Annotated in this window: 17 protein-coding genes; 6 read left to right on the top strand and 11 right to left on the bottom strand. The window is 52.5% G+C overall.

Annotated elements, in window-relative coordinates:
• Positions 1-34: 34 nt before the first annotated feature.
• From SBI19_RS03850 to SBI19_RS03825, 6 genes are all read right to left on the bottom strand, one after another.
• Positions 35-1690: a type 2 periplasmic-binding domain-containing protein gene (locus SBI19_RS03850; protein WP_317965131.1), complete on the bottom strand. Its 1656-nt coding sequence runs from the start codon at positions 1688-1690 to the stop codon at positions 35-37.
• Positions 1691-1728: 38 nt separating this feature from the next.
• Positions 1729-2628 carry a carbohydrate ABC transporter permease gene (locus SBI19_RS03845; protein ID WP_317965129.1) on the bottom strand — a complete coding sequence of 300 codons (900 nt, stop codon included), beginning with the start codon at positions 2626-2628 and terminating at the stop codon, positions 1729-1731.
• Positions 2629-2642: 14 nt separating this feature from the next.
• Complete coding sequence (locus SBI19_RS03840) at positions 2643-3536, bottom strand: ABC transporter permease (protein ID WP_317965127.1); 894 nt, start codon at positions 3534-3536, stop codon at positions 2643-2645.
• 391 nt (positions 3537-3927) lie between these two features.
• The gene (locus SBI19_RS03835; RefSeq protein WP_317965125.1) at positions 3928-6207 is read right to left on the bottom strand and encodes an AraC family transcriptional regulator; all 2280 of its coding nucleotides are present in this window, start codon (positions 6205-6207) and stop codon (positions 3928-3930) included.
• 284 nt (positions 6208-6491) lie between these two features.
• Positions 6492-7739, bottom strand: a complete 1248-nt coding sequence (locus tag SBI19_RS03830; RefSeq protein ID WP_317965123.1) for a DUF4153 domain-containing protein — start codon at positions 7737-7739, stop codon at positions 6492-6494.
• 176 nt (positions 7740-7915) lie between these two features.
• Positions 7916-10027, bottom strand: a complete 2112-nt coding sequence (locus SBI19_RS03825) for a GMC family oxidoreductase (protein ID WP_317965121.1) — start codon at positions 10025-10027, stop codon at positions 7916-7918.
• Positions 10028-10216: 189 nt separating this feature from the next.
• On the opposite strand from SBI19_RS03825, the gene SBI19_RS03820 reads away from it, so the two are divergent.
• From SBI19_RS03820 to SBI19_RS03805, 4 genes are all read left to right on the top strand, one after another.
• The gene (locus SBI19_RS03820; protein WP_317965119.1) at positions 10217-10834 is read left to right on the top strand and encodes an NUDIX hydrolase; all 618 of its coding nucleotides are present in this window, start codon (positions 10217-10219) and stop codon (positions 10832-10834) included.
• A gap of 159 nt (positions 10835-10993) precedes the next feature.
• Positions 10994-12769: a glycerophosphodiester phosphodiesterase gene (locus tag SBI19_RS03815; RefSeq protein WP_317965117.1), complete on the top strand. Its 1776-nt coding sequence runs from the start codon at positions 10994-10996 to the stop codon at positions 12767-12769.
• Between the two features lie 215 nt (positions 12770-12984).
• The gene (locus SBI19_RS03810) at positions 12985-13791 is read left to right on the top strand and encodes a CPBP family intramembrane glutamic endopeptidase (RefSeq protein WP_317965115.1); all 807 of its coding nucleotides are present in this window, start codon (positions 12985-12987) and stop codon (positions 13789-13791) included.
• 146 nt (positions 13792-13937) lie between these two features.
• Positions 13938-14561, top strand: coding sequence for a M15 family metallopeptidase (locus tag SBI19_RS03805; protein WP_317965113.1), 624 nt, complete (start codon positions 13938-13940; stop codon positions 14559-14561).
• 103 nt (positions 14562-14664) lie between these two features.
• Here the strand turns inward: SBI19_RS03805 and SBI19_RS03800 are convergent, their stop codons facing one another.
• From SBI19_RS03800 to SBI19_RS03790, 3 genes are read right to left on the bottom strand one after another with little or no spacing between them, the layout of a single operon-like run.
• On the bottom strand, positions 14665-15240 hold the full coding sequence (locus SBI19_RS03800; RefSeq protein WP_317965111.1) for a hypothetical protein: 576 nt from the start codon (positions 15238-15240) through the stop codon (positions 14665-14667).
• Between the two features lie 39 nt (positions 15241-15279).
• Positions 15280-16143 (bottom strand): phosphotransferase family protein, encoded by an 864-nt coding sequence (locus tag SBI19_RS03795; protein WP_317965109.1) that lies wholly within the window; start codon positions 16141-16143, stop codon positions 15280-15282.
• A 38-nt stretch (positions 16144-16181) separates the two neighbouring features.
• Entirely contained in the window at positions 16182-16754 is a 573-nt protein-coding gene (locus SBI19_RS03790) for a TetR/AcrR family transcriptional regulator (RefSeq protein WP_317965107.1), read from the bottom strand.
• A gap of 196 nt (positions 16755-16950) precedes the next feature.
• Here SBI19_RS03790 and SBI19_RS03785 point away from each other — a divergent pair, with 196 nt between their 5' ends.
• Complete coding sequence (locus tag SBI19_RS03785; RefSeq protein WP_317965105.1) at positions 16951-17706, top strand: peptidase MA family metallohydrolase; 756 nt, start codon at positions 16951-16953, stop codon at positions 17704-17706.
• 342 nt (positions 17707-18048) lie between these two features.
• Entirely contained in the window at positions 18049-18999 is a 951-nt protein-coding gene (locus SBI19_RS03780) for an NAD(P)-dependent alcohol dehydrogenase (protein WP_317965432.1), read from the top strand.
• Positions 19000-19097: 98 nt separating this feature from the next.
• Here the strand turns inward: SBI19_RS03780 and SBI19_RS03775 are convergent, their stop codons facing one another.
• Positions 19098-21677 (bottom strand): ABC transporter ATP-binding protein/permease, encoded by a 2580-nt coding sequence (locus SBI19_RS03775; RefSeq protein WP_317965103.1) that lies wholly within the window; start codon positions 21675-21677, stop codon positions 19098-19100.
• Positions 21674-24031, bottom strand: a complete 2358-nt coding sequence (locus tag SBI19_RS03770) for an ABC transporter ATP-binding protein/permease (RefSeq protein ID WP_317965101.1) — start codon at positions 24029-24031, stop codon at positions 21674-21676. The genes SBI19_RS03775 and SBI19_RS03770 overlap by 4 nt, the downstream gene beginning before the upstream one ends.
• Positions 24032-24110 lie beyond the last annotated feature (79 nt).

The raw sequence follows: 24110 nt of genomic DNA, 5'->3' as shown, positions 1-24110 counted from the left end.
GGGGCTTGGGTGTCTATTTCGCGTTTTTTAATAATTAGCTGTATTGACCAGCGTCGATTGCTTTTTGTTTCTCGTCGAGAATTTCTTGGTAGCCTGCATCGAGGTACGTTTTCTTCGCTGCTTCATACGCTGCGTCGAATTCTTCCGGCTTGGACAGTGCTACCTTCACGTACAGCTCTTGGAAGAGTGCGTTCAGGTCTGCTTTGTACTCGTTCACTTTCTCCAGCACTACGCTGAACATAGGGTCCGGCGTACGGAATTCAGCCGTTTCGTCATAGTACTTGAACAGTTGATCTACCAGGTTTTCATAACCGACAGGTGCCCATTGGCGAGCAAGAGCTTTACGAGTTGTAGCTTGATCTGCATATTGCGCGCTTTCCGTTACAAGTGCCCAGTAGTCTTTGTTGTTGTTTTGCGACAGTACGGACTCGCCTTTGAAGTCAGCGTTTTTCACTGCAATGCCATCAGCGTCAAGCGTATAGTTCTGGCCTTCTACACCGTTTTGCAGGAAGAACAGGTTAGCTGGTTGGCTCATCCACTCCAGGTACATCCACAGCGCTGCGCGCTCTTCCGCCGACGACTCGTAGTTTACGCCCATGATGAAACCGAACGGCCAGTAAGCGCGGCCTTGCGGTTTCGAACCTTCCGGCGTACCAGCGCCTGGAGGCAGGATTGCGAATTGCGCATCTGGGTTGTTAGCAAGCGTCGAAGCGATTACGTCCGTGTTGCTAGCAAGATACAGACCGTACGTACCCGTTTTGCCTGCAACGAATTCAGCTTTGATCTTAGCGTCGTCAGAACGCAGGTAGAACTCTTTGTCGATCAGACCTTTGTTGTACAGCGTGTTCAGGTTGCGCAGATATTTCTCAGTAGCCGGCGTCGTCAGATCCGCTACGCCCAGGTCGGAGTAGAGCGCATGCTCTTTCTCATCCATCGGGAAGTCACGGAAAGCATAGTTGAACGTGTAGTTGTTCAGTTTCAGCGTTTCAGCGCCTACGCCAAGACCTGCGTCTTTCCACTTCTGCAGCATATCGTTGTATTTCTCGAGGGAAGTCAGGTCTTCAACCTTCATGCCCACTTTCTCAACCCAGTCCTTGCGGATCAGCGTAGTCGCATTATCGATAGCCGGACGAGCTGCGAAGACGAATGCATTCTTGCCGTCTACCTTGCCGTACTTCTCGATCGTTGCGCTCATGTTCTTCCAGTACGTTGGCGCGTAGTTCTCGATTTCTTTGTAGTCCAGGTCTTGCATAACTTCTTCGCTGTAGTATGCAAGCGCTTGCGGCATATCGTAGTGGAAGATGAGATCCGGTGCTTTGTGTGCAGCAAGCAGCTGCTCGAAGTCTTGTACTTCGTTGCCGCGCGCGATTGCCGTGAATTTCACGTCAATGTTGTACTTGTCGCCGAATTCTTTCTGAATCCAACGCGTATAGTAGTTGTCCGTTACGTTCCAGCCTTCGAACGCACGCTCATAGACTGGGATGTTGAGTTCTACTTTCTCAGGGAAGCCCTTCGAATAGTCAGAGAATGCGCCTTCAGCTGTCTCTGTTGGTGTCGTCGTCGAGTTGTCTGTCGTTGGAGCCTTTTCTTCTGTTTTGTTGTCATCCGAGCCGCTGTTCGAGCAGCCTGCGATAAGACCCATTACTACGAGAGAAGACAACAACATGGTGCCGAATCTCTTTTTCGCCATTGCTTATTACCCCCATCAGTCATTTTTTTGTTACTTCGTTACTCTTTTACTGCACCTAGCATAGTGCCCTGAACAAAGTACTTCTGGATGAAAGGATATATACACAAAATCGGGAGCGTTGCGAATACAACGCACGACGCTTTCAGTACCTCAGGGTTGCTGAGCGCCACCGATGATGCTTCGAGTTGGAAGCTTTCCGTCGATTGAATGACCAGATAGTACAGCTTCAATTGGAGCGGACGCAGGTCTACATTTTGTTTGATGTAGAACAAGGAGTCCTGATAGGCATTCCAGCGTCCAGCCGCATAGAACAGCGACAACGTTGCCATGATTGGCTTGGACAGCGGGAGAACGACGCTCCACAAGATACGGAAGTGGTTTGCACCATCAATCCTTGCAGCCTCTTCAAGACTGATCGGAATGCCGCTCTGGAGTGAGGTCTTCATAATCAATAAGTTAAAGGAACTGAATGCGAGCGGCAGAATGAGCGCCCACAGCGTATCCATCATACCCAGATTGTTGATCAGCATGTACTCCGGGATAATCCCCCCGCTGAAGAGCATCGGAAACAGGAAGATAAGCGTTAATGCAGAACGGCCCTTCAGCTGCCCGCGAGACAGTGGGTAAGCTGCGAAGATCGTAATGATCATACCTAGAATCGTGAACAATACGGTAACGAGAACCGAGACATACAGCGAACGCAGAATGCTTTTATCTTGGAAAATCTTCTCGTATGCCCCAATGGTGAATCCTCTCGGCCAGAGCGTTACTTTATTCGCAATAACGAATGCGTCCGCGCTGAACGACTTCGCGATAACGTGTACGAACGGCAGCAAACAAGCCAGCGAAACGAGGATGATGACGAGGCGAATTAGAACATCCCAGATGTCAAAACGCTGTTTATCGTGCATGGCAACAGTGCCAGTGGATGCTTTCATGGTGCGCCCCCTCTCTAGAAAATCCCATCGTCGCCAAGCTTCTTGGCCACTCGGTTAGCAATCAGTACAAGTGCAAATCCAATGACAGCCTGGAACAAACCAACTGCTGTCGCCCGGCTGATGTTGCCGGACTCGATACCCCAGCGATAAACCAGAACCGGAATCGTAGTCGTGTACTCGGTAGTCGCCTTATTCGTAAGGGCGTAGATCCGTTCGAACGAACCGTCCATTACTTTACCCAGATTGAGAATAAGCAGCGTTACAATCGTCATTCGAATCGAAGGCAGCGTAACGTTCCACATTTTTCTCAAACGGCCTGCACCGTCAACGGTCGCGGCCTCATAGAGATCCGGGTTAATGCTGCTGATCGATGCGAGATAGATGATCGTTCCCCATCCCATGCTCTGCCATACGCCGATAGCCAGGTAGCTGAACAGCCAATGGGTATCTTCTTGCAGGAATGGAACGCGATCGAGTCCCATTGACTCAAGCACGTTATTGACTGCGCCGCTTCCCTGGCTCAGGAGCTGGTAAGCAAGTGCCCCGATGATAACCCAGGAGAAGAAGTGCGGCAGGTACAGGAATGTTTGATTGATCTTCTTGAATCGAGCGCTCTTGATCTCACTCAATAGTAAGGCGAGTATGATCGGCATCGTAAAGCTGAAGAGCAGATCGAGACTGTTAAGCATCAATGTATTGCGAATAGCGCGGGCGAAGTCAGGCTTATCGAAGATTTCCTGAAACATCTGGAATCCTACCCAGTCGCTGCCCCAGAAGCCCTTGGCGATCTTGTACTTCTTGAATGCCAGGACAAGACCGAACATTGGCGTGTACTTGAATAGTAATACGAAGGATAACGGAACGACTAATAGTAAGTACAGCTGCCAATCTTGGCGAAGAGCGTGCATCCATCCAGTGCTCTTTTGTTTTTTTGGTAGTGAAGCGTTTTCATGTTTTAGTGAAGCGCTTTCAACTTTCACAGTCTCACCCTCCTCCTTACAGTAGACCTCCCGATGACTGAATGCATGTGTTCAGACGATGGTGGGCTATGTCTGCATCATACCCTCCGGTTGACGCAATCGTAAATCATGAGTATTGATTTCAGCTATCACTTTTGATTTTGCCGCGCCGCTACGCGGTTTCTGGCGCTTTAGACATCCCTATTCAACCATCGGAAAGGGTAATAAATGATCAATTCTGACTAGCATATAAGAACAGTGAAGCTGTCCCCCAAGGTCATGTTTCGACCAAAAGAGACAGCTCCACCTAGGATCCAAGTAGGATCAATCTTATGTTCGTTTATGCGCCCGTCGATTTCAACGTCTTGTAACTGCTCGGAGGCATTCCCTCATACTTACGGAAGAACCGGTTGAAGCTCTGCACATTCGCATAACCGACCTCGGCCGCAATCTGCGTGATGGTGAGATTCGATTCCAGCAGCAGCTGCTTCGCTTTCTCGATCCGAAGCGAGTTTGTGTAATCGATCAGACTCTTGCCGGTCAATTCCATGACGATTTTGCGCATGTAGGAATAACTGATGCCGATTTCCTTGGCCATATCTTCGAATACGATCTCTTCACAGTAATGTTCCTCGAGATAGCTGGTAATCCGCTCCCCGTAATTCACTTCAGTCGAGCTGCTGCGCTCCAGATATTGAATAATATCTCCGAAGAACTCTTGCAAGTATTCATCTAGCTCCTCAAGCGTATCTCTCGTTGCGATAGCCGAGTATATATTGCGCCGGCCGGTGAATATACGAGCGGTACTTACGTTACTCTCACGCAGATGTTTGATCGTCACGCCGAGAATCTGGTTGTAGATAAACATGATGTTATCGTACGAAATATATTCGGCTGATTGAATTTCCTCACGAATAGTCCCCAGCTCCTTGATAATGCTCTCAAGATCGCCGTTGTCGAGGAAATTCAGAATGCGCCGCTCGCTGTTTGCAGGATAAATATATTTGCTGCTCTGATCGGCTTCCTGCTTCCAATACATAATGCCGCCGCTGCCCTCGATCATTCGATGCTTAACGACCTCCATCGCTTCTACGACAAGGTCTCGGATCATCTCGCAGGAGTCGGTCTGGCTGCTTGCCCCAATCGTGACCGTATGTCCGAACAGCTCTGCTGCTATGTCTCGAATCGATGCAAAAGCCGCATGAACGGACTTCAAGCCATTCTCCGCTTCATCTGCCCCATAGTTAATAATCATGACGAAGGTGCCCTCGCCCTGATAAACCGTACGTACATGTATGCCTTCCGGGAACATGCCATTGCATTGCGGAACAAGCAAATACCGTTGGTATTGGCGTGTTTCGGGGTTTGTATGGCTGACATATCGTCTATAACGGTCAATCGACATAACCGCCACCATATAATTGCATTCAGGGAATAGCTCCCCGATCTGCTTCGGCACTTCGCCTTTGAGCAAATGATGGATCGCAAGGCTGTGCGTATCCTGCTCCCGTTCCTTCAACAGCAGCGTTAGTCCCTCCTCTTCCTCCTGCATACGGCGGAATGCCGCATCGAGGAAGACGAGCTCGTTCTTCTTCGTATTCGTAATGACGAGATTGCTGCGCGCTCGAATCGCTCTTACGAGCTCGCGAAGCGGCTTGGACAGCCAAGTCGAGAGCAGAATCGTCAGCAGCGTGCCTGCGAAAACAATCACGATCGTAAGGAAAATAATATTGCGCTGAATCGAATGCGTCTTGGACAACAGCTCGTCCATCGAGTACACATTGACATTCAGCCATTTGAATTGGGTGGACGATCGCGACCAAGTGTAGATCAGATGCTCTCCATTAAGCTCATGGTAAGCATACCCTTGCTTCTGGCCGCTATCCAGAATCTCCTCGATAAAAGGCTGATCCTTCCCTGACTTGAACAGTTGGGTCTTGTCCGCAGTCGAAATAATGGTACCGTCCTCTTCCATCAGCATATAACTATGCTTGCCTGGTTCGGAAGTACGCAAATATTGGCTGATGCTGGTTTCCAGGAAATTAACAACGATGGTACCTTTGGTCGTAGTCGACAGTCTGTTCAACGGCAGGACGTACGTGACGACGTTCACGCCATTGGACAGCTTGCGCGGGAACCAGACGCCGCTGATTCCTCGCCTTCCTTCCAGCGCCGTCTGCAGCCATTCCATCGGTTCGTACCTGCTAAGCGACGTTATCCCTTTATCGCTTGAGACGACATAATCCGAACCGTCCAAGTAGAAATAAGAAGAATATACGCCATCCTGTCTGTTCTTCAGATTGGACAGCTCGCTGAGTACGACCTGCGTGCTGGCTACATTCACATATTGACTGTTCAATTCCTCCAACGTCTCGAAGTTGCGGACCCGATCGAATACTTTCGTTGCAGCAAGATGTACAACATCCTGTGCAAGACCGTTCAGTGCCGTCTCGTTCAGCTTACGGTTCGCATTAAGTCCGGCAAGCGTCGATTCTGCGATCGCGCTTTCCGAATGCTTCAGAATTTGGGTGCCGCTATACCAAGTCAAGATCGAAATCGGAATGGCCATTACGCAAAACATGATGAGCATAAGCTGCAGCATGATGGGCAAACGTTTCATTCTGCCTCTCCTCCCTTCACCGGTCCAATCGTTCAACCGATGAATTAACATTACGATTAATCGAGATAGCGCTTACAAAAATAGATCTGCAGCCTCTTACTATGTTCGAACCGTCCCCCGGTTTTATGTCCAATGATGCAATCGTACAGATCCATTCTTGCAGGGTAAGACTACGTTCTACAATTTTATGGCTTCTTGGCCCACTATTCAAGTTCAAAAATACAGGAAGGCCGACAGTCCGCTCTGATGAGCAGCTGCCGGCCTTCTTAACGCATGCGCTAATTCTAGAAAATAAGAGGAAAAGCAACCGTAACGAAAGCGGCCCATATCCCGTAAATCGGCAAATACTTCGTAACCGCATCCTGAACCGTCGAAGGTCCCGTCTGATTGCGCAGAAGTCGGATATAAGCACTAATGATCCAGATCAGATTCGCCCAGATGAGAACGTTGATGCCTAGAACCGCCAAGCGATTAGCCGTTATTCCGTAGGAAGAAAGCCGGAACACGATGGCCGCCAGCGCAATGCTGTCGATAATAAGCGCAAGCGTAATGAGCGCGGCATTGACGTAATCCGAGATGTTCTTCCTCTCGTCCGTCCCTCTTTCTGTAATGGAGAAAATGGTGACCGCCAGCACGCCGAGAAGGATACCGTTGAAGGACAGAAGGAAATCGCGGTCGGAGAATGGACTTGTGCCCACCCAAGCGACCGTGATCAGATAGGCAGCCAACGTCACTAAGACGAGCGGGCTGAAGATTCGTGCGATATACGGCGCAATATTCTTAGCAAGCTTCAGATTCTTAGATACCAGATAGGCAGCCACAACCGCGAGGCCGGCAGCGCCGAATACGACGACGTTCGAGAAGTAGAACGCCGTAATGTCGAGATCGACGAGCTTGAACAGCTGCATCGTGATGCCCGTCAGCAGCATGCCGCTGATCGCCATGCAGGCGTATAGAATGCCGAATTCACCATTGAATTTGAGATAAGCAAGCCTTGCTCTGCCTGACCTGTATTCATTGCCCGTGAACGCCAGCCCGACAACGACCCATAGGAACACCGGAAGATGCAGATACGCGAGAAGCACACTATCGGTTTCCGCCAGCGGCAGCATATTCAAGTCGAGCGCCGACAGCCCGAATAATCCAGCAAGAATGTAAAGAACTCGTCTGCTCGGCTTATTGTTAACGGCGAAGTAGGCTGCAATAAACGGAAGGACGCCGAACGCCAGGTTCACAATCGCTATATCTTCCCGTTCAGTGAAATGGAATAGTATTCTTGTACAAACCCCCGCAAGTATTGCCAGTATACCCATTGCTATAAAATCCCGCTGAAGCAGAGGCGTCTTCTTCTTCTCGACCGCCGACTCCTTATAATGCAATCGTTCGTTCCACACCGCAAGAACCTGCGAATCGGGATTACGCTCCCAAGCGTAAGCGAACGATTGCCGGAACGCTTCGGGCTCTTCTCGGAACATCTTCTCCAGCTCATGAGGGTCATGGATATGCGCCAGAACCCGGTTGTTAACCTCCATCGTTAGGCCTCCCCTAATCTTGATTACAGTGAAGGGCTGTATCTGAATCTGATTCTAACCGATCATTTATCGTTTTACAATAAATCTTTACTGATTTTAGTTAAATTTTTATTGCGGGTTCTATCCATGTGAAAAAGAGCATCCCTCCGACGAGGAATGCTCTCTCTTCATTTATGCTATCCGTACTTCACCAGTTGATCGGCGGTTCGGAAAGCCAGCGCCATAATCGTCAGCACTGGATTCACACCGCCATTGGTGACGTGTACGGAGCCGTCGCTTACCCATAGATTGTCGTATCCGTGTACACGGCCCGTCGGATCGGTAACCGATGTCAGCGGGTCATTGCCCATGCGAAGCGTACCCGCCTGATGCTGTCCGGCGCTTAAGCCGCCGTAAGGACCGGTTCGCCATACTTCGCGCGCACCTGCGGCCCACAGCCACTTCTCCGCTTGCTCGCCCAGCATATTGCCCGCTCGAAGCGATTCCGGATGAACACTGCCAGATAGGCTAGCCACTGGTATACCGAAACGATCCTTCACCGAATTCGACAGGCGCACGCGAGATTCCGGGCTCGGAATCTCTTGGATCGGGCCCATGATCTGACTCGTGCGCAGATAGCTGTCACGCATCATCGCCTTCCCTGCAATGCCCCAACGCGCCGCACCCGGGGCGACCGCTCGATACCAGTGAATGAGCGGCAGCCGAGTGAACTCATTCGCCAGCAGCCCGCCGCCGATTACCCCGTCCTGACCGCTATGATCGAATCGGAAGGTCGCAATGCTGACACCAGGACCAAGTCCATCCTGAACGATTTCATCGAATAAGCCATACGCGCCCGCGTAGACATGACCCTGCAGATGCCTCCCCACTTGTCCGTTCCGATTGCCTACACCATCCGGCTCCGCATCCGTTGCAGAATTCAGCAACAGCCGAGCGCTCTCGATTGCGCCTGCAGCAACGACGACATGACCGGCTCGCACCTGGCGGCGCTGGATTGCGCCATCCGCTTGTCGAACAAGACGAACGCCAGTCGCATGCTTGCCGCCTTCGGTATCGATGCGCTCCACCATCGTATCGCAGATCAGATCGCAGTTGCCGGTCGCCATCGCTCTGACGAGCATCGTATTATGCCCGCCGTTCTTGCTGTTGGTCGGGCAGGCGAAGCCGACGCATTCGCCGCAGCGCCCGCATGCCGGCCGTCCGTCCCGCTCCACGGAGTTGATGAGCAGCGGCACAGGGCCGGTCTCCCAGCCCAGCTTCTCGGCTGCCTGAGCCAGCCGCTGCGCATCCAGCGTCAGCGGCAGAGCCGGCATCGGAAACGGACGCTTCCGCTTCCCGCGCCCGGAGTGAGCGTTCCCATCACCCGATACGCCGACCTCCCATTCCGCCCGATCGTAATAGGGCTCGAGATCCTCATAACGAATCGGCCAATCGCTCAGCGAGCTTCCATCGGGAACACCATAACGGCTTGCCATGCGGAAGTCGTCCGGATGGAAGCGCCACGCCTGTGCGCCATACACCCTCGTCCCTCCCCCGACTGTCATTGCATTATTGTGATAGTCTCCTGTATGAGGCAGCGAGATGCGTTCTTCGCCCCTAGTATGCATAAAGGTGCGTGGGTGGCCGTCGAGCGCCGGTCCCGTATTGTGCCCATAGTGGCTGAGCCGATGATTACGCAAGTGATCTCGGCCAACCTCACTGTAGCGGAGCCAGCTGCCGCGCTCCACTACGAGCACTTGCAGTCCAGCTTCAGCCAATACCGCTGCCGCGACCGATCCGCCAGCCCCTGCTCCAATGACAACCGCGTCGTAACGGTCGCGTAGCTGTTCGAACGATTTTTGCGGCAAATCAACTTCTGGAACGGGAGTATCTATATTCGTAATAGGACCAGGACGGAAGCCAATCATGTCCCAAGACTTGCCCTCAAGATTGCCGCCCGAATCCGGATTGCCATAGTAACCTTCGGCCGCTAGATTCAGCAACGTGTGGAAAAACTGCTTGGACGATACCGGCCAGCTCTCGAAGGAATCATGCTCCGCATCGCGCAGCAGCCGATCCTGCTCTTCCGCTGACAGTTCGGAGAATAGACGGGCATGACGAAGCAGCGCCTCTTCGTGCAGTGCGCGCAGCCCCGGCTCAATTACGTTGTCCCAAGTCACGGGATCCTGGGCCGCATGGCGCTCCAAGTAAGTCAATGCGCCTCCATCCACCGCAGATGGCCATTCGTCTTCGGGAATCAATCGATTAGTAACCGCTTTCAATATCTCATTGCCGTCGTATTGAAACATTCTCCGAAATGCCCCCTTCTACCGCTGTATAAATCCATATTATCCCTTGCATAGACGCCAGTAAATGATAAAAAAGAAGGAGTTGGGGGTAATATCATAGGGAACAAGCATGCAGGTTCGACACGGAATGGATCGTATCGCAGTAGGACTGCAGCTGCATTACGTACCCGATAAGGAGGTATGAACCAGATGGAATTGAAATGGCTGGAGTGGGCAAAACAAATACAGGCGATTGCTCAGACCGGACTGACCTATGCTCGAGATGTGTACGACATCGAACGCTATGAAGCCCTTCGGGAGATGAGCATCGAGATTCTATCGAATTACACGGTGGCTGGCGAAGAGAAGATCAAGCTTACTTTTGCCAGCGATACGGGGTATGCCACACCGAAGGTGGATATAAGAGCGGTTGTGTTCCATGATGATCAACTATTGCTCGTTCGCGAGAAGGTCGACGGGGCATGGTCATTGCCTGGCGGCTGGGCCGATATCGGACTCTCCCCATCGGAGGTTGCGGTGAAGGAGGTTCAAGAGGAGTCTGGTTATACGGTCCGGCCGGTGCGGCTGCTAGCCGTCCTGGATAAGAAATTCCATAACCACCCGCCCGAACCTTATCATATCTACAAAATGTTCATCCAGTGCGAAATCGTCGGCGGCGATGCGCAGATCGGAATCGAGACGAGTGCGGTAGGCTTCTTCGAGGAAACCAACCTGCCTGGGCTGTCCATGGAACGGAATACGCTGAAGCAGCTCCAGCTCATGTTCGAATATTATCGGAATCCAGACAAGAATGTTATTGTGGATTAGCCCGAATGAATAATTGCTTCCTGCTTGGACCGATTAGCTCTCTGACGAGAAGCTGTTCGGTCCTATTCGTCATAAGCTGGTATTAAGACGGTCTTTCCTGTTATTATTATGCCTGTCCAATACTTACGCTAAGGCTGCATTGAAGAAAGGATGAACGCCATGCTTAAGCTGCTTAGTCGAAGCATCCGCGACTTCCGTGCCGCTTACCCTAAGCTGTTGTTTTTCGAGTATTTATATATGCTGTTGACCAGTGTCATCATTATTCCGATCATTACGCTGATCTTCAACCGTGTTCTTACGGTTATTGGCTCCGGTTCGCTCATGAACGAAGAGCTCGCCAAGCTCGGATTGAACTGGCAGGGGATGCTTGGGCTGATCGCCATCGGTCTCATCGCATCGTTCGCTGTTTTCATCGAGCTGTGCGTGCTTGTCGTCCTTATCCAACAGCGCTATTGGGGTAAACGTGTCGCAATCGCAGATGCACTCTTAACCGCACTGCGCCAAACGCCGCGCCTGCTCGGGTTCGGTACTGTCCAGCTGCTCGTTCTGCTGCTTGTACTTATTCCGTTCGTCGACTCGCCGATGTCGGAATCCTTCTATGCTCTGTTCAACGTGCCGGTCTTCCTGGAGCGCAACGTTCTTCACTTGTCGCTTGTCATGTCGATCGTCTATGTTATTATTCTCGCCGCGGCGGTCTACTTGGTTCTGCGCTGGGTCTTCGTGCTCCATTACATCGTCTTAGAGGGCCGAACGGTCGGTAATGCGATCCGGAGCAGTCAAGCGTTAACGCGAGGGAAGCAGTTGAGAGTGCTCCTCTCCCTGTTCCTTATTAACGTACTCGTCATCGGTACAGGCTTTGCAGTGCTCTCATCGCTGTCGTTCCTGCCTTACTGGCTCAATCATAATGTGCTCAAGGCATTCACCGAGCACTATTCCTTGACGCTCACCACCATGCTTACATATATGCTGACGCTGGCCATCATGCCGCTCAATATCATTGTGTTAACGCGACTGTTCTATGTATTCAAATGGGAGCGCGGTCAAGCGCCGCATGATCACCTGCAGCTGTATCGCAGCTTCCTCGGACGATGGGAGAACAGGCTGGCCGATCTCGTTGGACGATTCACACGCAAACGGACGTTATTCGCTTTGCTTGGGATCGTCTACGTCTCTCTCATTCTGTTCGTCGGCGTGAAGGCGAGCAGCCATCTAGTCTATGCCAAATGGAGCGTGCTGATCTCGGCGCATCGCGGGGGCGACATCGCGAACGGTCCTGAGAACTCCATGCCGGTCATTCTAAGCTCTATCGACAAAGGCATTCAGTCCATTGAGATCGATGTACAGCTTACCAAAGACGGCGTTGCGGTCCTGAACCATGACGCCACACTCCAACGAATGGCCGGTGTTAAGAGCCGGGTGGCCGACCTGACCTATGCACAGATCAGCAAACTCACGATTGGTCAGGACGCAGACGGGCTGCCTATCCCTATTGCGACGCTTGATGAAGTATTGGATGTGGCCCAGGGGCAGATCAAGCTGCTAATCGATTTGAAGCCGACAGGACCAAGCAAGCCGCTCGTGCAAGAAGTTGTGCGGCTGGTCCATGACTACGAGATGGAAGAAGACGTGTATATTCAATCGTTCGACAGCAGCACGCTGCGGCAGATTCGTCAATTGGCCCCGGAAATTCATATCGGTCAAATCATGTATTTTGCCGTTGGCAATCTGTCTTCGCTTGACGTCGACTTCTATACCGTGGAGCAGGTTATGGTAACGAAACAGCTCGTTGATCAGGCTCATGCGGCCGGACGCGAGGTCTGGGTATGGACGGTGAACGGGCGCCACAATTTGAAGGAAATGCTTAAATTCGAGATCGACGGCATTATTACCGACACACCGGAGACGGCACAGTCGATGGTCGGTATTGATCTATAGGTTTGTTGGCACAATGAGAAAGCCGGCAATGTCTTCGCCTAGCGGCGCGTGACGTTGCCGGCTTTTTTGGTGGGCAATAGAGAAGAGTCTTCAGGTCGCAGCAGCTCCTCGACCTGAGTCGGTGCGTAGGAATAGACCCCGAGACCGTTTCGGGTAACGAACTGCTCTGATACCATTTTCCCAACAATTGTTATTCAGAGGAGGATGGTTCAATCATGCGCAATGCGTACTCAAACAAGCCTAGTCCGGTAATCGCAATCTTGGTCTTCTACCTGGTTACCTCTGTTGGTGCAATGCTGTTCGGGCTTCTTCAGCCTTCACTTGACGTTCCAGAGGTTGTTATTCAGCTGACGCAATTCGGTCCAACACTAGGTGTCGCTGCCGTTCTATTCCTTTGGCGCCATAAGAAGCAGCCTCCATTCAAGCTAGATTTGCGGCTCTGGCCGCTGCAGTCGAATCGGATAACCATCTCAGCCGCGCTCATCGTCATCACGTTCGCTGGCGCCTGGCTCTGGTTCTCGGTCACAGGCCATGCCGCGGCGTACACGCCGCCCTCTGCTTTGTCACATCCATTCTGGCTCATCGTTATCGCACAATTCATTGGGGCTGCAGGCGAAGAAATCGGCTGGCGCTGCTTCCTTCAGCCAACGCTTCAAAACCGAATCGGCGTCCTACCCGCCTCCATTGTCGTCGGTATTCTATGGGGAATCTGGCACGTCGGCGTATTCTCCGAAGGCATTGCATATGCATCGTTCTTCATCCTCTTTGCCGTGTCCTTGTCCGTTATCCTTGGTGAGCTGATGCGGAACACGAGGAGCGGAACGCTTCTGCTGGCTGCAGCCTACCACGCGCTGATCAATCTAGGCCTGCTTCTCTGGTTCAACGAGGAGGACGGAAGCCGATTAGCCATGGGAACTTTGTCCATTGCATGTACCATAGCCGCAATTATTGCTGTAGTGGTTGGGCGGATTGCAAGAAGTAAGAAGCGGTGCACGTCTACGAATGAAACAAGTTCGATCTGAGAATGCATGCTGTATCCAATTCTTAAATAAACTTTAAGTTTTGCTTGAAGATTATTTAAGAAAGTTTCTTTTACAATATAGATATCAGCTTGTTCGATAAGCCGACCATCATTCGCAGTACGGTAGAAAGGCAGGCCAATATCCTAATGCAGCCCATCAATCATAACTCAGACTATATAACCCCACCGAGATCGAGAGCCCGCTCTGCTGCACATACTTACCCTTGGCCTCGTATAAACCTGCTTGTCCTTCTTGCGCTGGCCTTGCTCGTCATCGCCGTTGTGTGGTTTTATCGCCAGAGCCCTGGGGAGAAAGCGCCTGCACCGACTGGACTTCACCCTGCCGTTGCGCAAGCAAGCGATAAACTCGTCGCTGAAGCAGCGACGCTGGGCATTCAGGTCGTCATTACAGACGGTTTCCGCAGTTCTGCCGAGCAGGACGCACTATACCGCCAAGGGCGTGAGGACAGCGGTGCAGTCGTAACACAGGTTAAGGGCGGCGAATCGTACCATAACTACGGACTTGCCGTTGATTTCGCACTGCGCATGCCAAGTAACGATGTGATCTGGGATATGAAATACGACGGCAATCGCAATGACCAAGCCGACTGGATGGAAGTTGTCGCAATCGCCAAGAAGCTCGGCTTCACTTGGGGCGGCGATTGGGAAGGCTTCAAGGATAATCCCCACCTGCAGATGGACTTCGGCTACAGCATTCGCCAGCTTAAGCGGGGGCATTACCCCGCCTTGGATGAAGGCATCGAAGCTTAGTTTTCATTACTGCTCAATAAAAAAGCCGCGAGCACCCGCCAAACGGTGATTCGCTCGCGGCTGTCTAACGTTGTGCTTCACTCCGCATAGATAAGATTAGGATCTACTTAACAGTCCCCTCATAATAACGCATGGCCGCTTCATGGTTCCAAATCTGCGCTTCAACGTAAGGAATCGTCCCCTCCGGATGCATCGATGCAATTCGATTGACTAGATCCGGCGTTATCAACGTCTGCACTTCCGACAAGGTGAACACATGCCCATGAAGATGCGGCACGTAATACTCGGGTCTGTTCTTAGCGATGAAATAGGAGACCATACTATCGGGAAACGTAAAGCTAATATCCTCCTCTTCGAAAATAGAAACCGGAAGCCGCAGCAGATCGAATTCAAAACGTTCCGACGCCACGTAATTCTCGATCCATTCTGCTTTGCCAAGAACCGCATAGATCGGATAGCTCGTCTTAGGTTTTCCGCCTTTGGCAGCGAACGTTTCTCTGAGCCATCGCTCTGTCTCCATACGGTCCTCCCAGTACTGCAGCGGCTGCTTGAACCTCTCGAAGAACGGCGTATCATCGCATCGGGACTCCATCATCTTCAATGCATCTGCCTTCGATAGGGCAGATAAACTGCGTAACGGTACGCCATCATAATAGTGCGTAATGTGCTCGAACATCATTTCACCTCCTACAGGGTTAGATTAAGCTACCTGTATGGTCTACACTACCGTCAAACGCAGCTTTTCTCGTATCATCGCGGCCATCGCGGCTGCCTGTTCTTCCCCCACTGCTCCCGATGTGAGCTGGCGAGCAGCAGCTACTGCGTGCCACGGCTCGATCGTTGCCTCCGTCACGCCCGTCAGCCTTGTATACTCGTCTATGAACGTTCGATAGATCGTCTGCCGCGATGCGTTGAAGAACGCATGGACTTCAGACGGCATCTCCGGCGGCAGAACCGCATACAGAATGGTGACACAGAATTCCGCTGCGTCCATCGCTGGGTTTCCGATTGCCGCGTGCATCCAATCGATCATGATCGGGCCACGGTCACTCAGGATCAGGTTCGTTACGTTTGTATCCCCGTGACAAACCTGCCTCTTTGCAGGAAGCCCGTCGATATAAGCATGGAGTGCGGCTATCTCTTCATCGCTGAGCCCAACTGGCCGAGCGATGATCTCCTTCAGATGCGACTTCTGCTCCGTCACAATCCCACCGATTTCGCCAGCTTGATGGATGGCATGCAGCGTCCTTGCGAATTGAATCAGCTCGTCACTCGAATCGTCACTGAATAGGTCAAAAGCATGCAGCCGCTCGAAAAGCCGCTGCACCAGCGTTGGTCCCACGACCTTCTCGAATACGATTCCGTGCCGCCCCTCCCATAGGATCTGCTTGAACGGGCGCGCAGCAGGCAGCCCATTCTCCCAAGCCGCGAGACAATTTCGAAACTCGCGATCCACCTCGTCTTGCGACGCATGGGAATGATACAGTTTGACGACTTTATCAACGGCGACATCAGCCTCATCCCCCCATTCATACACCTCGCAGCTCGAACCTGTGCCTATGCATGACCCCAGCTTTGCCAACTCCATTGCCTCCTCTCTTATTGTGCATCCCCATTAGTTTAGATTAAGCCCTCTTTCTCCTTCAGGGCTTGGAACATCTCTTCTAACATCTCCGTAGCCTCATCAATATCCAGCGCAAGCGTGCCCGTATTGATCATCGTACCGATCCCGATCCAGTAAGCCGTAAGCTTCAGGAACATCTTCTGGACATTGCGCTCGGGTATGGACGCCAGTCCATCATCAATTTGCATGAATGCCGCATACATCTGCTCGTTCATCACGTCTGGATTCCGCTTCAAGTAATCCGTCCCGTAATCGGATAGCAACAACGTTCGAAACAATTGCTTCTCATCGCGCGCGAACATCAGACAGCCGATCGCTAAGTTCATCGCCGAAGCGTTGGACTCGTTCCGGTACTGCTGCATGCTGTCGATTGCAAAATGTACCGTTCGGCTGTATACATCATCCTTCAACTGCTCCATGCTTCCATACGCGCTATAGATTGGCTGCGTCGAGCATTTCAGCCGCTGTGCGATGTTTCTCGCTGTTAACACATCAAGTCCTTGTTCTCGAACCATTTGGAAAGCAGCGTCCAATATGACTTCCTTCGTCATCTCCGCTCTAGGGGGCATTTTCTCGTCTCCGATCGTTATATAACGACTGTTATATAACGTATGTTATACAACGACTGCACGAATGTCAATATGTGTATTTTTTATTCCCAAGCCGCTTCCTGTCTATTATTCATTGACTAAAGGTTATAGATACTCATGTATTCAATATAAACATTTTTTGTTAGAATTGTAGGCAAGGAGGGAATTTCAGTCTATGAAACTGCGACAACGCTTCTTTATCTTCGCATTAATTGGCTCATCACCGCTGCTCATCGTCTTACCCGCCTGCTCCAGCATGACTGACAACCTTCCACTCATACAGGAGACCTCGCACGCCCGCTTCTACAGTCCGAATGAACATGCCGTTAACTCCGTTGCATCGCTAGCAGAAACATTCGAGGCAAATTATAATCGGCTAATTGGACTGTTTCCGTACGAGGCCAAGGATAAGACCATCATTCACGTCTATACCGACAGGGACGCCTATCAAGCTATGATTGGGCGTGATACCGAAGGAACTTACGATGCACGGGACGGCATAATTAAAGTGTACACGCCCGCCGACTTAAGCGATGAGATAATCAGGCACAATTTCAACGAGCAAATCATTCATGAATTCGTTCATCTCCTCATCCAGCAGATTAATCCGGAGGTCGGTCATCTCAAGTGGCTGGACGAAGGCATCGCCTATTATGCGGCAGGTCAGTTAGAGGAAGAGATGCAGAGCAAGACCAGCTACTTCGACATCCCTACCTTCGAGCAGTTCGCCGACCACGACTATTTCAATAAGGCCCATGGCGCCGCCTACTTCTACAGCGGGCTCATGGTGAAGTACATCGTGGATACATACGGCATCGTTACGTTGAACGATATGATTCGCCAGCCTGAACAAGCGCATATCCAGCAGTTGTTGACTATGCCGATTGATCAATTCTTCAAGACTTGGCACGACGCGATGCTGAGTAAGTAGCAGAATGCCCAGCCCACACGGCTTACGGTTGTGAGCGTGCTTATGGCGTGCGAAACAGGTTGATTTCTCAAACTTTCGGTTGCCAGAGTCCTTATTACTTCATGATGCAGCTTATTGGCCTTGATAGGACTCCAATAGCCTTGCATACAACCGTTATTGTTGAGATTAATGCTTTTATGGCGCAATAGCCGCTGTCGCAACCGTTACATTCATGCGCTCAATCCCATTTGGCTAAACCAGCCTGATCCAATGCGAAACGGTTGCGAACGCGCTTATTGCACGCTCAACGGGTTATCTCGGAGCCAGCATTCATTCCCCCGAAAGAGAGCTGATCGCATGCTCATGAAAGCCGCAGTATGCACCAAGTACGGCCCGCCTCATGTTCTTCAGTTGAAGGAGGTGCCGAAACCCATCCCCAAGCATGACGAAGTTTGCATCAAAATTTACGCTTCGGCCGTCACAGCGAGCGACACCTATATTCGCGGCTCGAAGCTGCCTATCCATTTCTGGCTGCCGATGCGCATTGCACTGGGCTTGACCAAACCGAGAAAATCCGTCATCGGCATGGTGCTGGCAGGTGAAGTCGAATCCATTGGCAGTAACATTAAGCGGTTCAAGCCGGGCGACCAGTTGTATGGTGTGACGGGACTTGGACTCGGCACCTATGCACAGTACAAATGTATGAAAGAAACGGACTCGATGCGCGGCTGCCTAGCCCATAAGCCATCCAACATCAGCTACGAAGAGGCAACTGCTGCCGCCTATGGCGGCCTCCTTGCTCTGCAGCGCATAGAAGAAGGAAACATCCGGCCTGGACATAAAGTTGTCATCTACGGCGCTTCCGGAACTTCCGGGACGATAGCGGTCCAGTTGGCACGTCATTACGGCGCGGAAGTAACGGGCGTTTGCAGCACCCGCAATCTCGCCTTCGTCCAAGCGCTTGGCGCTCACAAAGTGATCGATTATACCAATGACACCGACGATACAAGGCAGCTGATCGAACGCTATGACCTTATGCTCGACACGGCCGGCAAAGCCAAACGCTCGACGGTGAAGGACCTATGCCGAAGCGCTCTGACCGCAAGCGGCAAATCGATCTCCATCGATGATGGCAAGCTCGAGCTGAGATCAGAACGCCTAAATAAGCTCTCAGCTCTAATTGAAGCAGGCAGCATCAGACCCGTCGTTGACCGAACGTACCCATTGGATCAGATTGCCGAAGCTCACGATTATGTAGAGAATAGCCGCAAGCGAGGCGGCGTAGCGATAACCATCGACCATCCCCTGAACTAACCTTCCCCTTAACAAAAAATACAGAGCAGCGGCATCCATTCCACCGCGCTCTGTATTTGACGTTCTTAACTTATTCCTTTGAGTTCATCTATCCAGCCCTACCCGTCATGATGCTTCAGAATCTGTGAAGGCGAACGGCCTGTCAGCCTCCATACTGGGAACAGACCCGAAGCAATATTGATCGCATAGACGAGCACGACACCCGCCAATATATACGGCAGAGGGAAATAGAACAGCTTCAGGAACGGTGAAATCATCCGATCCACTTCCTTGATAATGAACGTCATCAACAGGTAGCCGATCAGCGACGTCATCGTCGTCAGCACCGCGATCTCGATGACGAACATCTTGTGCATATCCCACCGCGAAGCGCCAAGCGCACGAAGCACGCCAATCTCGTAAATGCGCGTCATAAGGCTCGATCGGATAATAAAATACAGCTGCAGCAGCGACACGCCCAGCAGCACGATCGCGAAGCTGACAATCGTTACGTACGCTCTCCGCAGATCGGACTTGTACTCCTTGTAGTCTTTATCATAGGCATCCACGGCCTCGAATCCCTTGCCAGTCAAGTAACTGACGGTCGCTGCAACGTCCTTGCTGTACACAAGCACGGGCTCTTCGGCATCATGGCTCTCCCCGAATATTGCCGCCAAGCCCTCATGCGTCGCCAGTACAACTTCACGCTGCCCGCCTGCCTGCTGTTCAAGCCCTGCTGTCTGATAGAACCCAACAATCGTATAACCTTGACCACTGCCGGCTTGCATGCCCTCCAGCGTCGACCCAACCTTGTAGCCCTGCTGCTCGCGAAGCGCCTCCGGATATGCAACCTCACCGGCATTCGCAGGTGCTGCGCCATCCAATAGCTTCACATATCCGTCCATCGCTTCCCAGGCGCCAATAGCGAGCGGTGCTGCCTGAGCCCCTGACACTGGCGGCTCCGAGAATACGTCGCCCATCTCGTGCGTCGCCCGAGATGGAACATTTTCCGCCATCTCATACAGCAGCGCATCGTTCATCCACACGGTTGGCGACCCCGTATCGCTAATGCCGACGATCGTCAGCGGCACTTGATAGCCGAACCTGCTGCTGCTCAGCTTCATGCCGATGAAATCGTTCTGGGAAGATACGCCTGCCTGCTTGAACTCCGACTGTTTGAGCAGCTCACGCACTAACCATGCCTCTAGGACAACCTCACGAAACTTCTCCGGGTAGTGTCCAGCTATAAGCTTGTCCTTATCCAGCAGCTCGATGTCTGACGGATGCGCTTCCATGCCAATCGGATAATTGACTTGATAGAACGAGCCCACATTCACATCGAATGACTGCTTGTGCGTGAACGGATTAATAGACAACACGCTTGCTCCTGCTGCCGCATCACCTTCCAAATCGCTTAACGGTGCAGTCGTCATCACATAATGCCGATCCGCTACCTGGAACTCCTCCGGCTTCAGATCATAGAACTTGCCGATCAGCGAGATCGCAACCGCAATCAGCATCGCCGCGAAGACGAAGCTGAGGAACATCAGCTTCTGCAGCTTGGAATAGCCCCACAGCTTACGGAAGGCGCTGCGGAATGCTTCACGCGTCGAGATCGCCGAGCCTCCCGTACGTCGTGCCGCCTCAGCGCCTTCTCCCGAAGCACTCTCCAGCTGGCTCGGGTCAAAATGATACTGGCGGACCGTCTCCTGATCCAGCCCCTTGAAGTGCTCATCCAGTACCGTGATGCCCGATGCATCGTCGACGTACCGAACCTTCAGCTTCTCGTTCTGTCCGCCATGCACTTGAATGTACAGGGAATCGCCAGATGTGATGAGCGTTACCTTCATCCCTGGCGAAGGCCACGCCGATGAAGCCGCACCTACACCATCCCCTTCCGCACCGCCGCGCGAGTCCGAGTACCATTCGACAGGTACAGGCGTCTCTGCGATGGATTGCTTCTGGAGATCCTTCAGATAGATCGTGTTCTGGTGCCGAATGTCGAGCGAGCCTTGATGCTCATTGACCGTATCGCTCACAACGCGGCCGTCGCTGATCTCGATGATGCGGTCGCCGTAGAAGTTCGCAAGCTCCCGCTCGTGCGTGACGAGGACGACGAGCTTTTGCTCCGATATTTTCTTAATAATATTCATGATCTCGACGGTGTTGCGGCTGTCCAGGTTACCGGTTGGCTCGTCCGCGATAATCATGTCCGGATTTTTCGCTATTGCCCGGGCAATGCCGGCCCGCTGCTGCTGACCGCCCGATAACGCGGACACTTTGCGGTGACGGTAATTGTACATGCCGACGACCTCAAGCACGTAGCGAATGCGCCGCTCGATCTCCGCCTTGTCCTTCAACCCCAGCATCTTCAGCACCAGCTCGATATTCTCGAACACCGTCATGTAAGGCAGCAAGTAATATTGTTGAAAAATGTATCCGATCCGCTCGTTCCGAATCGCATCGGACTGCCGCGCATTCCGTTTGCCTATGACCGTGTCGCCGAACTTAATCTCGCCAGAGTCGATATACTCCAGGCCGCCAAGCACGTTCAGCAGCGTCGTCTTGCCGCTGCCCGAAGGGCCGCAGAGCACGACAAGCCCGCGGTCCGGGAACGTCATGCTCGTCTGGCGAATCGCACGGACTTCGTTAGCCTTGCCTTTGAAGAACGTTTTGTCTACATTTCTTAATTCGATCATGTCGGCGACCCCTCTTCCCCTTTGTAAGCTGACATGACGCTTTCACTGAACAGCTTCTTGCGCATATGGCTCGTCAGCCCCAGCACGATCAGCAGCAGAATGAGATACAGATAGACGTAGTCCAGCCAGTCGAAATAGGCGAACATTTTCGACACAGCCCGGGTCACCGAGCTCTCCGGCAGCCAGCTGCAAATCTTCGATACGATCCATGCCGTAATGAGCGATACCGTGCTTACCAAGACCATCTCCGTGAACATCAGCCGATTGACCAGCTTCTGCGATGCGCCGATCGAACGCAGAATGACATAGTCCCGGCGTTTGCTCTTCACAATCGTCCGCAGGATGAAGTACGAGATGAGAATGAAGACTCCGATGAAGCCGATCAAGAAGATGCCGATTACAATGACTTTCAGGATCGGCGCGAACACCGTTTGCGGGTCCAGCGTTTCATGCGGATAGATCGCATGGTACCCATCTGAACGGAGCGCTGCAAGCAGTTCGCGGCTGTCCGCATCCGAGTCCGTCATGAGACTCATCTGATACGGATTCTGATCCTGCGCAACTGATCTATAATCCGATTCGCTGAAATACATGACCGGCGCCTGCCCGGACTGCTGATCGCGAATGACGTCCCGAATCGTGAACGTCGATTCGCTGCTGTCATACATGCCCGTCACTTTGATCTTCAGCGTGCTGCCAGACAGCAGCTCCGCACATGTCTCGCCTTCTGCCTTGTGGGTGGAGCAATACGGTGTCGCGAGCGTCTGGCTGACGTCGACCGTCTGCGGCGGGAGCGGCTTTTGTGCAGGTACAGCAGCCGTCGGCTCCGCTTCCCCGTCCTTATCAGCCTTCGCTGCCGCTTCCAGCTGCGGTGTGAATGTTATCGATTCGGTGTCGCCGATTGCGAACGACATCGTTTTGTACTGGAGGGCTGCTTCCTTCGAAACCGCCGACAGCACGCTTTCAGGCACGAAGGCAACCTCGCCTACCTTCTTGCTGTCCGCGATGCCGACCACCTTGAGCGGATATTTGCTGTCCCCATATGTAAAATCAAACGTATGGTCGAGCACATCCTCGGTCTCGATCCCTTTGCGCAGCACGCGCGTATTGAGCGCGATCTCATCTTCTGATCGTGGAGCGCGGCCTTCGATCAGGCTGCTCTCATTCAATGAAGATCGCGGCGCGATGCCGCTCGTCACGATCGTCCCGTTCTTGCTCAGCCGCTTCGGCAGCTCAACCGTCAACTGCTGATCCAGCGCCAGGTCCTCTTCCCATACTTCAACCACCTGCGAGAAATTCGCGAGCTCCTTGCGTTCCTCCGGCGTGAATGCCGAACGATCCGCCTTGTTCACGATAACGCGCTCCACGGAGCTGTTCGCGAAGAACATGCTGCTGCTTCGCAGCGATAACCCTTCATTAATGTCCTGCATCGTGCCATAGCCGAACGCCGAGCCGAAGCTTAGCAGCAGCAGCACGAGGAACATAAGCACCGACTTGAACGGAACAGCCGCCAGATGGCGCGTGCTCATAAGCAGTAGATCCTGCAGGCGCGATGCACGGGTCGGCTGCATCCGGCGCCCCTCGCTTGCCGACGTTGACGCGAATGTGGCCGCCTCAGCAGTTTGCGTTTCCTCCGAAGCTGCTGACGATACCTTCCCAGATGTCGGCGCCGCCTGTCTGCGCTGCTTCTGATCCTCAACAACTGCACCGTCATGTATCGTAATCTTACGCGTCGCGACGTGCTGCAGCTCTTCGAAATTGTGCGTCACGACGATGACCAGCTTGTCCTTGCTCACCTCGGCGAGCAGCTCGATGATCTGCTTGCCTGTCGCCGCATCGAGATGGCCGGTCGGCTCATCGGCCGCGATGATCGGGCTGTCCTTCGCGAGCGCGCGAGCGATAACGGTACGCTGCATCTGGCCGCCGCTCAGCTTGCTCACCTTCGTATGCTTATAGGCGGACAGTCCGACGCGCTCGATCAGCTCGAGCGCGCGCTTCTTCCGCTCTTCCTTGCCGGCTCCGGCGAGGATGAGCGCTGTTTCCACATTTTGATACACGGTGAAGCTCTCGATCAGATGATAGTCCTGGAACACGAACCCGACGTTATCGCGCCGGTACGCCTCCCAATCCGCCTTGCTGTAATACGAAGTCTCTTCGCCATTGAACAGCAGCTCGCCGTCCTCATACGAATCAAGCCCGCTGATAACGTTCAGCAGCGTGCTCTTGCCGCTCCCGCTCTCGCCGACAACGGCGATAAACTCGCCGCGGTTCAGCGTCAGGTTGATTTTGCGAAGGCCTAGAGCGACGTTTCCTTCCTTGGCGTAATACTTCGAAATATTGTGCAGAGTAAGCATTCTTCGCCCCCCATTGGACAGAACTAGATTAGCTTTATTGTATACGGTCTTAGGTGTCATGCGTCTCTTAAAATTAGTT

Origin of the sequence: Paenibacillus sp. CCS19 (genome assembly GCF_033239625.1) — a bacterium.
Classification (GTDB): domain Bacteria; phylum Bacillota; class Bacilli; order Paenibacillales; family Paenibacillaceae; genus Paenibacillus_T.
This window is presented reverse-complemented; position numbering and strand designations above follow the sequence as displayed.